Raw genomic sequence first — 15,239 nt, 5'->3', positions numbered from 1 at the left:
ATACTGGCCCACAGACAGCCACCGGGCAATCTTTCAGCGCCCGACGCTCATAACAAGGGAACCCTCATGAAAGTCGAACTCGCCCAACTGGCGGGCCGTGACAATGCCACGGCATATAACCTCGAACGCGCACTTGCAGCGATTGCCGCGTGTGCGCCGGACACGCAGCTGATCGTGTTCCCGGAAACCCATTTGATGGGCTTCCCGACGGCCGAGACCGTCGCGCACACCGCCGAACCGCTGGATGGTCCGACCGTCAGCGCCGTGCTGGCTGCCGCGCGCGAACGCAATATCGCCGTGGTGATCGGCATGGCCGAGAACGACAACGGTCGCTTCTACAACACTACGTTGCTGATCACCCCTGAAGGTATTGCCCTGAAATACCGCAAGACGCATTTGTGGGCGTCGGATCGCGGCGTGTTCGAGGCGGGCGACCGCTACGCCACCTGCGAGTGGAACGGTGTGCGCGTTGGTTTATTGATCTGCTACGACATTGAATTCCCGGAGTCGGCCCGCGCCCTGGCGCAACTGGGTGTGGAATTGCTCATCGTGACCAACGGCAACATGGACCCGTACGCGCCGACACACCGCACCGCGATCATGGCCCGCGCGCAGGAGAATCAGGCGTTTGCGTTGATGGTCAATCGCGTTGAAGCGGGGGATGACGGTTTGATGTTTGCCGGTGGCAGTGCGCTGGTCGATCCGTTGGGGACGTTGCTGTTTGAGGCCGGACGGGAAGAAGGGCAGTTCAGTGTTGAGCTGGATTTCGCTCAACTGGCGATTGCGCGCAGGGATTACCGCTATCTGGATGATCAGCGTTTGAAGTTGCCGGGGGAGGTGGTGGAGCGCGGCGATGGTGTTCGTGAATTGTTGATTCCACGCCGTTGACCGCTGCCCTCACCCTAGCCCTCTCCCGGAGGGAGAGGGGACTGACCGAGTTGATTGTCCGAGGTACGCCGACCTGAAATACCGAGTCGCACTCAGGATTTGGAACTGCGAATTCAAGTCGAACTCAGGATTTGAAAGCCATGGAGATCTGCTCCCTTTCCCCTCGCCCCCTTGGGGGAGAGGGCTGGGGTGAGGGGGAAAAGATTTCAAGTCGAACAAAAGAACCAGGCAACACCAGAACAATAAAACACACCCGAAAACATTCGCCGAACCCGGCTCTGCCATAAATCCAATAACATTCGGAGTAAGTCGCCCATGGCTCGTTTGCAACGCACCCTTTCATTAGGGTCGGTGGTGCTGTTCGGCATCGCCTACATGACGCCGATCATTGTCCTCGGCACCTTCGGCATCCTCGCCCAATCCACCGCCGGCATGGTGCCAGCCGCGTATCTGGCGGCGCTGGTGGCGATGTTCTTCACCGCTATGAGTTACGGGCGCATGGCCGCTGCATTCCCCGTCGCCGGTTCCGCCTATAGCTACGTGCGCAAGGCAATCAGCCCGAAACTCGGCTTCATCGCTGGTTGGGCGGTGTTGCTCGATTACCTGTTTCTGCCGATGGCGATCTGGCTGATCGGCGCGGCTTATCTGGCCTCGGCATTCCCGTCGATCCCGCAATGGATCTGGGTGCTGGCCTTTATCGGCATCACCAGCGCGATCAACATCATTGGCCTGAAACTGGCCAACGGCATCAACGCCTTGCTGATGCTTGTTCAGTTCCTTGTGTTGATCGCCTTCGTCGCGCTGTGCGTGCACTACATCGGTGGCGATGCGAGTGCGCCGTTGTGGTCGATCAAACCGTTCTTCAATGGCGACATGCACATGCCGCTGATCATGAGCGGCGCGGCCATCGCCTGCTATTCGTTCCTCGGCTTCGACGCGGTGAGCACCTTGACCGAAGAAACCCGCGACCCACGCCGCACCATCCCACGGGCGATCATGTTGATCACCCTGATCGGCGGGCTGATCTTCGTCGGCGTTTCATACTTCGTGCAGATCGCGCACCCGTCGTTTCAGTTCGACAGCGTAGATTCGGCGGCCTATGAAATCGCCCGCAACATCGGCGGTGATCTGTTCGTCTCGATCTTCCTGATCGGTCTGATTGTCGGCCAGTTCGCTTCGGGGCTGTCGGCACAGGCCAGCGGATCGCGGTTGTTGTTTGCCATGGGCCGCGACGGCGTCCTGCCGAAATCATTCTTCGGCACGCTGCACGCGCGCTTCGGCACACCGGTCAACAGCATCCTGCTCTGCGCCGTGGTGGCATTGCTGGCGCTGAAACTCGATGTCACTACTTCAACGTCGTTCATCAACTTCGGCGCGTTCCTGGCGTTCAGTCTGGTCAACCTGTCGGTGATCTTTCATTACTGGATCGGCGGCGAGAAAAAGGGACTGCGTGAGATGGTGCTGTTTTTGCTCTTCCCGTTCATTGGTCTGGTGGCGGATTTATGGCTGATGGTCAGCCTTGATCACTTGGCGGTGTATCTGGGCTTGAGCTGGCTGGCGATCGGCGTGGTTTATCTTGCCGTGCTCACCGGTGGCTTCCGTCGCCAGCCGCCGGAGATGGATTTTCAGGAAGCCACTTGAGGCTCAGGCAGCGGGCCGGTTCTGGCGCATCGGCAATTCGACGCGAAAGGTCGTGCCCACGCCCGGTTCGCTGCGTACCGAAATATCGCCACCGTGCTTTTTGACGATGCCGTAGGACAGGGACAGGCCAAGCCCGGTGCCCTGGCCGACCGGTTTGGTGGTGAAAAACGGATCGAAGATCTTCTGCAGGATCTCCGGCGCAATCCCCGCGCCGGTGTCCGCGACTTCCACCCAGGCCGTGTCTTGTTGCTGCCCGGTGCGCAGGGTGATGGTGCCGCGTTCCGGGCCCATGGCCTGCGCCGCATTGACCACCAGGTTCATGATCACCTGATTGATTTGCGACGGCAGACATTCGATGTCCGGCAGGGGCTGATACTCCTTGATCAGGTCGGCCTTGTACTTGAGTTCGCTGGCGACGATGTTCAGGGTCGACTCGATGCCTTGCTGCAGATTGGCCCACTGCCATTGCTGATGGCTATCGACCCGGGAGAAGTCCTTCAGGTCCTTGACGATCTGCCCGACGCGGCCAATGCCTTCCTTGGATTCGCGGATCAGCACCGGGATGTCTTCGAGGAGAAAATCCAGATCGGCGTCTTTGCGCAATTGCTCAAGCCGCGCCACTGACTCGCTGTCTGGCGTTGGCCCAAGCGTCTGCCAGGCATCGAGTACGCTGAGCAATTGTTTGAAGTAGCCGTCCAGCGTGCCGAGGTTGGAGGAGATGAAACCGATCGGGTTATTGATTTCATGGGCCACGCCCGCCGCCATTTGCCCCAGTGACGCAAGTTTTTCCGACTGCACCAACTGACTTTCCAGTTGCTTGCGCTCATCGATTTCCCGCTGCAGTTCTTCACTGGCCTGCTTGAACTGGGCGGTGCGTTGATCGACCAGATGTTCCAGGTGATGCATTTGCAATGACGCGCGTTCGGTCATCTGCCACTTGGTCAGCAGGGTGTTGGCCATCTGCTGCACTTCGATGTTGTCGAACGGCTTTTTCAGAATCAGCAAGCGGTCATGCGCCTGCAGACGCTCCAGCAGTTCATCCCAGGAATAATCCGAATAGGCGGTGCAGACCACCACTTGCAACTGCGGATCCTGCTGCCAGAGATGCTCGATGGTTTTCGCGCCGTCCCAGCCGTCGGGCATGCGCATGTCGACAAAGGCCAGCGCGTAGGGGCGTTGTTCCGCCAAGGCCTGGTTCAGCTTGCCCAGACCTTCCTCGCCGCCGTAGGCCGAGTCCAGTTCGAACGGCGGACGTTCGGCGCGCACCTGAGCGCCAAACAGGGCCGCTTCCATCTCGTCCAGTTCCACTGACTGCGCCGCCGGCGGCGCGAGAATCTTGCGAAAGTCTTCATGAATCGACGGCATGTCGTCGATCAGCAGAATGCGGCGGTTCGACAGCTCGCTCATGCGTTCTCCGTGACGCTGATCAGGGGGATCTGCAAGGTGAACAACGCACCTTGGCCGGGGCCGTCGCTGTGCGCCGTGAGGTGGCCGCTCATCTCGATGGCCGCCAGGGCGCAGCTGTGCAGACCGAAGCCGTGGCCTTCCTTGCGGGTGGTGAAACCGTGGGCAAAGATCCGCGTCATGTTTTCCGGGGCGATGCCTTCGCCGTCATCCTTGACGCTGATTTCAAGGAAATTGTCATCGACAATTTTGACCGCCAGGGTCATGGTCCGGGGGCGGTTGCTGAGGTCGGACATGGCGTATTTGGCGTTGCTGATCAAGTTGATCAGGATCAGCAACAAGCGGTGTTTGTCGCCCATCACCTGCGGCACGTCGGCGTATTCCCGGACCACCGTGACGTGGTGGCGGGTCAGGGCGCCGGCGTTCATGCGCAACGCGTCTTCGAGCAGTTCGTTGATGAACAGCGGTTCGGTCATGCTGTTGGCGCCGGCATAGGATTGCTGGGTGGCGACGATGTCCTTGATGTGGTCGACGCTTTTATTCATCTGGTGCAACTCGTCGAGCATTTCCTGCTGTTCCTGGGCAATCGCGACCACCAGTTGGTTGAGGTAGCCGGGGAGCAATTTGCCTTTGGTGTCTTCGCTGAGGAACCCGCCGAGGTCATCCGGGTGTTCGTTGATCAATTGCATGGCCTTGCCCAGGCCTTGGCTCTTGCTGCTGCGCAGCTTGCGCGTAATCAGGTCGCTGGAGATGTTTACGCTATTGAGCACGTTGCCGACGTTGTGCAGCACATTGGTGGCGATTTCCGCCATGCCCGCCTGACGTGCCGCGTCGAGCAGTTCGCTCTGGGCGTCCCGCAGTTCCCGGGTGCGTTCTTCGACTCTTTGTTCCAGCGCATCGTTGGCCGTTTGCAGGGCGTTATTGACCCGGTTGATCTCGGCGAAACTGCCGATCAAACGGATGGCCAGCCACACCAGCGACAACATCAGCAGCACCGAAAACAGCAGCAGGTAGAAGTGGTACTGCCGGTCGACCTCATCGGCGCGCTGCTGATCGCGATCGAGCATGGTGGTGATGTTGTCGAGGCTGTCGGCCACGGGAATGCCTTCGATGCTTTCGAGCAACTGATTGACCACTGGCTGCTCGCGCGCAATCAGTGAGATATGGCTGCTCATGATTTTGATCGGAGTCTGAAACACCGGTGGCAGGCGTTGCGCGTTGACCTTCAGCTTGTTCAGGCCGACCTCGATGTCGGCGGCCCGGTCCTCGGAGGTGACCTGGGCGAATTCGAGGGCGCTGAGCAGCAGGTCGTAGGTGTCGGTGGTGATGTTTTGCAGCTGCAATTTATCGAAGTCCGACAGGCTGGCCAGTTGCTGTTGGATGTCGTCTTCAGCGGTGGGCAAGAAGGCCAGAGAGTTGCGCAACAGCGCGTTGTGCGATTTGAACTGCTCGACCAGACGGGTCTTTTCCTGCATCGCCTGCAGGAAACTTTCGTGAGCCTCGTTCCATTGCGCCGAGTTGTTGCGCCCATGCCCGGACTCGATCGCGTCGAAGCGCGCCCAGAGCCGGTTCATCTCGTTCATCGGTGATACCAGCGGATCGTAGTTGTGGGTGAGCGCCACTCGCGCCTTGAGGAGCTCGTTTTCCCACAGCGAGTTCTGCTGTTTGATCTGCCGGATCAGATCCCGCGATTCGGTGTAGGTCATGGTTTGGTCGGAGCTGGATTTGATGTACAGGAACAGCAGGATCGACGCCAGCGCCAGGGCGACCAGGGTCAGCAACAGCAGGCTGCGTCGCCGCGAGATGTTGATCATGGCTTGTCTTCCCGTTGGCCGGTCAGGGTTGTAAGAAACAGCATGATCAGCCGCTTGTCCTCAGCGCTTGGCATGCGACCCAACTGGTACTGGAACATCACATCCACGGCGCGTTCGAGGGTGGGTGCCGAACCGTCGTGAAAGTACGGCGCGGTGATCGCGACGTTGCGCAGGCTCGGCACCTTGAACACGGCCCGGTCCGCTTCGTCACCGGTCACGTTGAAGCGGCCCTGGTCGGCCACGGTCGGGTTGCCGCGATCGGCAATGTAATCGCCGAACACACCGAACTTCTGGAACATATTGCCGCCGATGTTCACCCCCTGATGGCAGGCAATGCAGCCGTACTCCTTGAAGCGCTGGTAACCGTACTTTTCTTCCAGGGTGAGGATGTCGGTATTGCCTTGCAGGTATTGATCGAAGCGCGAATCGGGCGTCAACAGGGTACGTTCAAAACTGGCCAGCGCCTGCTGGACATTGGCCTGGGTCACGCCGTCCGGGTAGGCAGCGGCGAAATCGCGACGGTAGTCGGGGTCGTTGCCGATGCGTTCGATCACGGTGTGCCAGTCGCTGCCCATTTCATGGGGGCTGGTGATGACGACGTTGCTTTGTTCCTCCAGTGTTTCGACGCGGCCATCCCAGAACTGGCGAAAGTTGAGGGCCGCGTTGAACACGGTGGGGGTGTTGACGGCCACCGGTTTGCCGTCGAAGCCCAGTGACAAGGCGCGGCTGTCGGCACCGTTCTTGTCGAGTTGGTGGCAGCTGGCGCAGGACAGCGTGTTGTTGATCGACAAGCGTGGCTCGTGGAATAGCCGTCGACCGAGTTCCACGTGCCGGGCATCCTGCGACGGCATTGCGGGCAACGGTTTTAGCGGCTCGTCCAGTGGCTCGGCACTGGCGCCGACACAGAGTCCGCACAGCAGTAACGCCATGGCGTGGTGGAAAAGCTTCATTGGCAATTGTCTCCCTGACTCAAGGCCGGTTTCACAGTGCTGATCCCATCGTCCACGGCGCGGGTTGCGTGCCGGCGAGCAAACGCGCAAACGTGTCTGCCGGCAGGGCTTTGCTGAAAAAGTAACCCTGGCCTTCTTCGCAGTGATGGGCCTTGAGAAACGCCAGTTGTTCGGCGGTTTCGATGCCCTCGGCGATGACGTTCAGGCCAAGACTCTTGCCCAGGTTGATGATCGCGCTCACCAGCGCGGCATCGCTGCGGTCGTTGCACAGGTTGCGAATGAACGACTGGTCGATCTTCAGCACGTCGATGGGAAACCGCCGCAGGTAGCTCAGGCTGGAATAGCCGGTGCCAAAGTCATCGATGGCCAGACGCGTGCCCAGCCCCTTCAGGCGATTGAGCGCAGCCATCGTTGCCTCGACGTTTTGCATCAGCACGCCTTCGGTGATTTCCAGTTCCAGCCACTCGGGCGCCAGACCTGTCTGTTCCAGTACGCGCTCGATGCCGGCGACAAAGTCACGCTGGCGAAAATCGATCGGCGAGGTGTTGACCGACATACGGATCGGCGGCAGTCCGGCCAGTTGCCAGGCGCGGGTCTGCCGACAGGCCTCAGCCAGCACCCATTTGCTCAGCGGCACGATCAGACCGCTGTCCTCGGCCACCGGGATGAAGTCCGCCGGATAGACCCAGCCATGCCCCGGTTTTTGCCAGCGCACCAGTGCTTCGGCACCCACTACGGCGGCCGTGCGCAGGTCGATTTTCGGCTGATAGTGCAGGACGAATTCATGCTCTTGCAGCGCTCGGCGAATGCCCGACTCGATGCTGTGCTGTTCCCGGGCGTGCTGGTTCATGGCTTCGATGAAGAAGCCGATGCTGTCGGGGCCCTGTTCCTTGACGTTGCGCATCGCGGTCTCGGCCTTCTTGATCAGCTCGGTGGCTTCGAGGCCGTCATCCGGGTAGACGCTGATGCCGACGCTGGCGGTAACGCTGACGTCGTGGCCGGCAATCGTCTGCGGCAGGCGAATGGCGGCGAGGAGTTTTTCCGCGATGCCGTGGGTTTGCTGAGGGTGGTTGATGTCGCCGAGGATCACCACGAACTCATCGGAGCCGTAGCGAAACACCGAGTCCGAATCACGCACACAGGACAACAGTTGCCGGGCGACCCGCTTAAGCATCTCGTCACCCGCCGGATGGCCCAGCGCATTGTTGATGCGCTTGAAGCGATCCAGGCCGAGAAACATCACCACCAGTTGTTTGTCATGCCGGCGGCACACCGCCATGGCCTGGCTCAGGCGATCACCGAGCAGGGTGCTGTTGGGCAGTTCCGTGAGGCTGTCGTATTGCAGCAGGTGCGAGACCTTGAGCAGTTCGTGCACCCGCGCTTCGATGGTCCGTTCAAGACTGAGCATCTTCAGCGCCGCGTCCTGCGCCAGTTGCCATTTCCAGGTCAGGGCGTTGGCCATCTGACGGATTTCCAGACTGTCGAACGGCTTTTTCAGGATCAGCAACTGGTCGCCAAACTCCAGCCGTTCAGCCATCGCCTCCCAGCTGTAGTCGCTGTACGCCGTGCACAAGGCGATTTGCAGGTTCGGGTCGACCCGCCACAGTTGCTCGATGGTTTCCAGGCCATCCCAGCCGGGCGGCATGCGCATGTCGATAAAGGCGAGGGCGTAGGGATTGCCACTGGCCAGTGCGCGGTTGACCAGTGCCAAGGCTTCCTGGCCCTGATAGGCGGAGTCGAGCTGGAAGCTCAGGCGCGGCGTCTGCTGGCTGCCGAACAGCGTCTGTTCCAGTTGCTGCAAATCGACGGCGTCCGCCACCTGCGGGGCGAGGATCTTGCGAAAGTCCTCGTGGATCGCCGGCGTGTCGTCGATGATCAGGATGCGCCGGTTGGTCTGGGGAAAAGGCGTTTTCATGCCTCGTCCTCCCTTGGCGTCAGACGGGCACTGTCCTTGAGCAAATGCCCGGCCTGTTCGGCGCTGACCGCTGCACTGAAATACATGCCCCGGGCGCTCGGCAGCGGGGGCGCGGCGGGTGGTGTGCACGGCTGATCAGACGACGGCTGGCCTTCAGCGATGATGCCGATGTCCAGGTCCCGGGCGAAGTTGACGATCGCGCGCAGGGCATTGGCACCGGCGACATCGTGGGCAGCACTGTCGACGAAACTCTGCGCCAGTTTGAGGTGATTGACCCGGTAGGTTTTCAGGTAGTCGAACGAGGAGTATTCGGTGCCGAAATCATCGATGGCAATACTCACGCCCAGTTCCCGCAGGCGCGGTAACGCGTCGTTGTGTGTCCACTTGGTCTGGGCCAGCGTGGCCTCGGTGACATCGAAGCGCAGGTCCCAGGGCGCGAGTTCCCAGCGGGCGGTAGTGCGTAGCACGTTGTAGATCAGTTCGGGGCCGCTCTTGAGTTGGGCCAGCGAGAGCTTGATCGCCATCACCGGCGGCGCGACGCCTTCATTACGCCACAGATGCATCTGGTGGCAGGCGTGATCCAGCACCCAGTGCCCGAGCGGAATGATCGCGCCGGTTTTCTCCGCGATCGGCACGAAGTCGGCGGCCGACAGCAGGCCGCGACGGGGATGCTGCCAGAGGACTTGCGCCTCCATGCCGAGAATCCTGCCACTGTGCAGATCGACATCCGGCGCATACCGCAGCATCAGCTCATTGCCCTCGAGGGCGGTCGTCAATTCGCTGACGAGGGTCATGCGTTCGGCCACTTCCCGAGAGATTTCCTCGGAGTGGAAGTGGTACTGGTTGCGGCCCATTTCCTTGGCGCGGTACAGCGCCATGTCGGCCTGCCCGAGCAGGCTGTCGGCGTCGAGGCTGAGGTCGCTGTAACTGCTGATGCCGATGCTCACCGAAATGTGCAGCGCATTGCCGGCCAGCAGGTAGGGCGCCAGCAGCGTGTCGCGGATGTTGGCAGCCATCGTGGCCGATTGGGTCGGGTCGCTGACGTCCAGTTGCAGGATCGCGAACTCGTCGCCGCCCAGGCGCGCTACCACGTCGCTTTCCCGTACGCCGGACTTGATGCGCCGGGCGACTTCCTGCAGCAGCAGGTCGCCCACCGGGTGGCCCAGGGTGTCATTGATCCGCTTGAAATGGTCAAGGTCCAGATAGAACACCGCGAACGGCATGGCACCCCGTCGCGCGGCGGCGAACGCCTGATGCAGGCGCTCGATCAGCGTGGCGCGATTGGCCAGGCCCGTCAGGCCATCGGAGCGCGCCAGCAAGGCCAGTTTTTCCTCGGCCAGGCGGCGTTCGGTGATGTCGAGGATGATGCCTTCGACTTCCAGAAGTCGGCCGTCCTGATCGCGCACCGGGATGTAGCGGTTTTCCACCCAGCGCCAGGTGCCCTGACCGGTGCGCATGCGGAATTCGATGGACGCGCCCGACGCATGCCGATCCAGCACCCGGGCCATGGCCGCATCGACGTTCGCCTGATCGTCCGGATGAATCAGTGCCTGTGCCCAGTCGGGCGACCCCACAAGGTCGGCGGCGACATGGCCGTAACGGGTTATGTTGTGGGAGATGTACATCAGCGCAAACGAGGGTTCGCCGCGCAAACGGTAAAGAATGGTCGGGCTGTTCTGCACGATCACGTTGGCGTCCGACAGCTCCCGGGTGCGTTCCTGCACCGCTTGCTCCAGCAGGTTCATCTTGAGTTCGGCGTCTTCGGTCATCTGCCATTTGACCGTGAGGGCGCTGGCCATCTGGCGGATCTCGATGGCGTCGAAGGGCTTTTTCAGAATCAGTAACCGGTCGTTCAGTGCCAGACGCCGGTCGATGTCTTCCCAGGAATAATCGGAATAGGCCGTGCACAGCGCAACTTGCAGCTTGGGGTCGACCTGCCACAGCCGTTCGATGGTTTCCAGACCATCCCAGCCCGGCGGCATGCGCATGTCGATGAAAGCCATGGCGTAGGGGCGGTTTTCAGCCAGCGCGGCTTCGAGTTTGTCCAGCGCTTCGCGGCCCTGAAACGCCGAGTCCAGCTCGAAATGTTGGGATTGTTTTGCAGACGGGGTGCCGAACAACAGATTCTCGGTTTCGCCCAAACCATCGTCGCCGGGGATGACCGGGCTGAGAATCTTGGCGAAATCGCCATGGATCGCCGGGCTGTCGTCAACGATCAGCACGCGGCGATTGATGTGCACGGTTGGCATTGTCATGCCGCGCCACCCGTGGGGAGGCATGCTGTGGTGATCCGGGGCATCCTTTTCCCTCGCCATTTGCCTGTTTGTATCAGCCGATGGAGTCTTGCGCTGTGTTCAGCATAGTCGGCTCCCCGGTACTGCGCTTTCGGCCCCGGACAAAGATCGGCGTGAAGGCCGGCCAAAATCATCTAGCCTTGGACTCAGGCGCGGACCGGCGAAGTATTGGGTCGGTGCGTCGTTATTTCCCTGTTTGCTTGAGGCCATGCCATGGAAGAGCTATCCGCGCCGACGCCGGCGCATCGACCCACAGTGCTGCTGGTCGATGACGAGGAATCGATCCTCAACAGCCTGCGTCGCCTGTTACGCGGCCAACCCTACGATCTTCTGTTGGCCACCAGCGGCGCCCAGGCGCTGGAGATCCTCGCGCAGCAGCCGGTGAATCTGGTGGTGAGCGATGCGCGCATGCCGGGCATGGACGGTGCGTCGTTGCTGGCGCATGTCCGTGAGCGCTATCCGGCGACTGCGCGGATCATGCTCACTGGTTATGCCGACCCGGCGGCGATCATCAAAGCCATCAATGACGGGCAGATTCACCGTTACATCAGCAAACCGTGGAATGACGAAGAGTTGCAGCTGATTCTGCGCCAGTCCCTCGAACACCAGCACTCCGAGCAGGAGCGCGAGCGTCTGGAACGCTTGAACCAGGTGCAGAACGAGCAGCTCAAACTGCTCAACAGCACCCTGGAAAAGCATGTCGCGGCGCGCACCGCCGAACTGCAGCAAACCGCCGACATGCTCGATCTGGCGTACGAAGAGCTCAAACACAGCTATGTCACCGGCACCGAAGTGTTTTCGCTGCTGGCCAATCTGCGCTTGCCACCTGCCAAACAGACCAACCGGCAGATCATCGAACTGGTGCGCAGCTACTGCAAACAGCACGGGCTGGACGAGGCCACCAGCCGCGACCTGACCATGGCGGCGGCGCTGTACAACGTCGGCAAGCTGAGCTGGACCGATGCGATGATGACCACGCCCTCGGATCTGCTGCGCCATACCGAACGCGAGCGCTATCGCGGTTATCCGAAGCAGAGCGAATCGTTGCTCATGACCCTGGACCCGATGAAGGATGCGGCGCGTCTGATCCTGCATCATCAGGAGCGCTGGGACGGCAGCGGCTTTCCCGACCGGCTCAAGGGCGAGGGCATTCCGTTCGGCTCACGCTTGCTGAAACTGGCGGTGGATTTCGTCGAGTTGCAGCGCGGGCTGATCCTCGAGCGGCAGATGAACAGCGATGAAGCGCTGCTGTACTTGCGGCAGTACGCCGGGCGTTTGTACGATCCTGATCTGGTCGAAGATTTCATTCTGGTGTGCGCGGCGTTCCTCAGCGACGTGACGCTGGCCGATCCGTCGGTCAAGGTGCTCTCCACTCGGGATCTGGCGGCGGGGATGATTCTGGCGCGCAACCTCAATGCCGATAACGGCATGCTACTGCTCAACGCCGGCAAGGTGCTCAGCGCGCTGCTGGTGGAAAAACTGATTGCGTTCGAAGCCATGGAGGGTGGCAAGTACACGATTTTCGTCAAGGTGCCGGAGGAGGTTGAAGCCACGCTCAAGGCGCTGGGCGAATGATCGGTGAGGTGACGTCATTGGGCCGGGCATGGGATCCTTGCGGTTTTTCCAGGCCGGTGGCTGACCCATGACCTCTGCATCCGTTGTCTCTGCAAACCTCATTCGTATCGCCGCCGCGCTGGTGCTCAATCCCGCAGGCCAGACTCTGTTGGTGCGCAAGCGCGGCACCACGGCGTTCATGCAACCGGGCGGCAAGATCGAAGCGCATGAGTTGCCGGTGCACGCACTGGCGCGTGAGCTGGAAGAAGAGCTGGGTTTGCAGATCGACCCGGCGCAGGCTGCATTTCTCGGGCAGTTCTCGGCGCCTGCCGCCAACGAACCGGGGTTTGTCGTTCAGGCGCAGATCTTTCAACTGACGATCGACACTGAAGTCATGCCGGCAGCGGAAATCGAAGAGGTGATCTGGGTCGATCCTGCCACTGATCCAGTCGTCGAGCTGGCGCCATTGACACGCGACCTGATCCTGCCGTTTTATCGCCAGTCATTGACGGCCATCGCCTGATCATCCACGCAAAGGACTTTGCCATGATCCCGCTTCAAGACTTGCTGATCTTCGCCGCTGCAGCCTTGTTGATGGTGCTGACACCGGGGCCGAACATGATCTACCTGATCTCGCGTTCGATCTGTCAGGGACGCAAGGCCGGGGTGACGTCGTTGCTGGGCGTGGTGGCGGGGTTCTTTGTGCACCTGTTTGCGGCAGCGGCGGGTTTGACCGCCGTGTTTCTGGCGGTGCCGATGGCCTATGAAGTGTTGAAATGGGCCGGTGCGCTGTACCTGCTGTGGCTGGCCTGGCAAGCGCTGAAACCTGGCGCGCGCTCGCCGTTCGAGGCGCAGCAATTGCCGGCGGACTCGTCGCGCAAGCTGATCACCATGGGCTTTCTGACCAGCGCATTGAACCCGAAAATTGCGGTGTTCTACCTTTCGGTATTCCCGCAATTCATCACGCCAGAACACGGTTCTGTGTTCACCCAAAGCATCATTCTCGGCCTGACCCAGATCAGCGTGAGTTTCTCTGTCAATTTGCTGATCGCACTGTTCGCGGCGGGCATCGCTTCGTGGTTTGTGCGCAACCCGACATGGCTGGCGCTGCAGCGTTATTTCATGGGCTTCGTTTTGGCTGGTCTGGCCGTGCGCCTGATGTTTGAGCAACGCAGGTCGGCGTGAACATGTGGATCGAACGGTTGGACGCCAGTCATGCCCTGGCTTACCGCGAACTGATGCTCGAAGCGTATGACCGACATCCGCAGGCGTTCACTTCCAGCGTGCGTGAGCGCGCGGTGATGCCGTTGAGCTGGTGGGAAGGGCGCCTGACCAGCAAACTCGATGTGGTGCTTGGCGCGTTTGAAGCCGGCACGTTGGCCGGGATTGTCGGGCTGGCGTTTGAGCCTCGCGAGAAGGCCCGCCATAAGGCCACCCTGTTTGGCATGTACGTATCAGCCGATTTTCGTCAGCACGGTTTGGGGCTCGAACTGGTGCAGGCGGCGATTGCCGAAGCGCAAACCCATCCGGCGTTGAAACTCATCCAATTGACCGTCACGGCTGGCAATGACGCCGCGTTCAACCTCTACCAGCGCTGCGGCTTCATCCAGTTCGGCCTCGAACCGCTGGCAGTGCGGGTGGGCGAAGACTATTTCGACAAGATCCACATGTGGCGTCAGCTCTGATATTGCGCTGATCCCTGTGGGAGCGAGCCTGCTCGCGAAGGCAATCTGACAGTCACTATTTGTGTGTCTGATACATCGCTTTCGCGAGCAGGCTCGCTCCCACAAGTGACTCAGCGAACCGCGCTGACACCATCAAGGGTCGAAAACGACGTGTCTTTCGCCGTCAGCAGAAAATCACGCATGTACGGTGCATCGAGCATGTCGGTGCGAATCGCCGCGTACAAAGTCGCAAACAAGCCTTTCTCCCCCAGCCGCTTACCCTTCACGTAACCGCGCGAACTGTATTCGTGCAGCGCCCAGTGCGGCATCCCGCAAACGCCACGGCCGCTGGCGACCAGTTGCATCATCATCACCGTCAGCTCTGAGGTGCGCACCTGCGCCGGCTCGATGTCGGCTGGTTCCAGGAAGCGCGTGAAGATGTCGAGACGGTCACGCTCCACCGGGTAGGTGATCAATGTTTCAGTCAGCAAGTCTTCGGGAACGATGTACGGTTTGCTTGCCAGTGCATGCTGGTTGGCCACTGCCAGCATCGCTTCGTAGGTGAACAGCGGTACATAGGTAATGCCGGCGATTTCCAGTGGGTCGGAGGTCACCACCAGATCCAGGTCGCCACGGGCCAGGGCCGGCAGCGGTGCAAAAGAGAAGCCCGAAGCGAGGTCGAGTTCAACTTCCGGCCAGGCATCGCGGAACTGGTCGATGGTTGGCATCAGCCACTGGAAACAGCTGTGGCATTCGATGGCCATGTGCAAACGACCGGCGGTGCCACCGGCCAGTCGAGCGATGTCACGCTCGGCGGCGCGCAGCAGTGGCAGTGTCGCGTCGGCCAGTTGCAACAGACGCAGACCGGCGCTGGTGAAACGTACCGGTTTGGTTTTGCGCACGAACAATTGCATGCCCATGCGCTCTTCCAGTTCCTTGAACTGGTGGGACAGCGCCGATTGGGTCAGGTGCAAACGGTCGGCAGCATCCACCAGACTGTCGGCTTCGCGAAGTGCGTGCAGGGTTTTCAGGTGACGTATTTCAAGCACCGATTGGCTCCATGAGTAAAACTTGTGATCAACACGAAAAGGTTGAGTTTGTCTCATGTTGGCTTG

At 60.7% G+C, this 15,239-nt stretch carries 12 protein-coding genes; 6 read left to right on the top strand and 6 right to left on the bottom strand.

Features of this window, described 5'->3' with window-relative positions; all coding sequences use genetic code 11:
* Positions 1–66 precede the first annotated feature (66 nt).
* Both HU718_RS24630 and HU718_RS24625 read left to right on the top strand, forming a co-directional pair.
* A complete protein-coding gene (locus HU718_RS24630) occupies positions 67–888 on the top strand; it encodes a carbon-nitrogen hydrolase family protein (protein WP_186615327.1) in 822 nt (273 codons plus the stop codon).
* Positions 889–1,203: 315 nt separating this feature from the next.
* Positions 1,204–2,529, top strand: a complete 1,326-nt coding sequence (locus HU718_RS24625; protein ID WP_186615329.1) for an APC family permease — start codon at positions 1,204–1,206, stop codon at positions 2,527–2,529.
* A gap of 3 nt (positions 2,530–2,532) precedes the next feature.
* Here HU718_RS24625 and HU718_RS24620 read toward each other — a convergent pair whose 3' ends face one another.
* From HU718_RS24620 to HU718_RS24600, 5 genes are read right to left on the bottom strand one after another with little or no spacing between them, the layout of a single operon-like run.
* Entirely contained in the window at positions 2,533–3,936 is a 1,404-nt protein-coding gene (locus tag HU718_RS24620) for an ATP-binding protein (protein WP_186615331.1), read from the bottom strand.
* A complete protein-coding gene (locus HU718_RS24615) occupies positions 3,933–5,747 on the bottom strand; it encodes a DAHL domain-containing sensor histidine kinase (protein WP_186615333.1) in 1,815 nt (604 codons plus the stop codon). The genes HU718_RS24620 and HU718_RS24615 overlap by 4 nt, the downstream gene beginning before the upstream one ends.
* Complete coding sequence (locus HU718_RS24610) at positions 5,744–6,697, bottom strand: cytochrome-c peroxidase (RefSeq protein WP_186615335.1); 954 nt, start codon at positions 6,695–6,697, stop codon at positions 5,744–5,746. Before HU718_RS24610 ends, HU718_RS24615 begins: the two co-directional genes overlap by 4 nt.
* A 31-nt stretch (positions 6,698–6,728) precedes the next feature.
* Positions 6,729–8,612, bottom strand: coding sequence for a putative bifunctional diguanylate cyclase/phosphodiesterase (locus tag HU718_RS24605; RefSeq protein WP_186615337.1), 1,884 nt, complete (start codon positions 8,610–8,612; stop codon positions 6,729–6,731).
* Positions 8,609–10,867, bottom strand: a complete 2,259-nt coding sequence (locus HU718_RS24600; RefSeq protein WP_186615340.1) for an EAL domain-containing protein — start codon at positions 10,865–10,867, stop codon at positions 8,609–8,611. Before HU718_RS24600 ends, HU718_RS24605 begins: the two co-directional genes overlap by 4 nt.
* A 252-nt stretch (positions 10,868–11,119) precedes the next feature.
* Here HU718_RS24600 and nosR point away from each other — a divergent pair, with 252 nt between their 5' ends.
* The 4 genes from nosR (at position 11,120) to HU718_RS24580 (ending at position 14,145) form a co-directional block, all read left to right on the top strand.
* Positions 11,120–12,481: a response regulator c-di-GMP phosphodiesterase, NosR family gene (nosR, locus tag HU718_RS24595; protein ID WP_016984731.1), complete on the top strand. Its 1,362-nt coding sequence runs from the start codon at positions 11,120–11,122 to the stop codon at positions 12,479–12,481.
* 67 nt (positions 12,482–12,548) lie between these two features.
* A complete protein-coding gene (locus HU718_RS24590; protein WP_150706961.1) occupies positions 12,549–12,983 on the top strand; it encodes an NUDIX hydrolase in 435 nt (144 codons plus the stop codon).
* Positions 12,984–13,006: 23 nt separating this feature from the next.
* The gene (locus HU718_RS24585; protein WP_186615342.1) at positions 13,007–13,645 is read left to right on the top strand and encodes a LysE family translocator; all 639 of its coding nucleotides are present in this window, start codon (positions 13,007–13,009) and stop codon (positions 13,643–13,645) included.
* Positions 13,646–13,647: 2 nt separating this feature from the next.
* Entirely contained in the window at positions 13,648–14,145 is a 498-nt protein-coding gene (locus HU718_RS24580; RefSeq protein ID WP_095122393.1) for a GNAT family N-acetyltransferase, read from the top strand.
* A 110-nt stretch (positions 14,146–14,255) separates the two neighbouring features.
* Here HU718_RS24580 and metR read toward each other — a convergent pair whose 3' ends face one another.
* The gene (gene metR, locus HU718_RS24575) at positions 14,256–15,173 is read right to left on the bottom strand and encodes a transcriptional regulator MetR (protein ID WP_016984735.1); all 918 of its coding nucleotides are present in this window, start codon (positions 15,171–15,173) and stop codon (positions 14,256–14,258) included.
* Positions 15,174–15,239 lie beyond the last annotated feature (66 nt).

Origin of the sequence: Pseudomonas tensinigenes (assembly GCF_014268445.2) — a bacterium.
In the GTDB taxonomy this organism is placed as follows: domain Bacteria; phylum Pseudomonadota; class Gammaproteobacteria; order Pseudomonadales; family Pseudomonadaceae; genus Aquipseudomonas; species Aquipseudomonas tensinigenes.
Note: the sequence above shows the minus strand (reverse complement) of the source record. Positions and strands in the feature narration are given on the sequence as shown.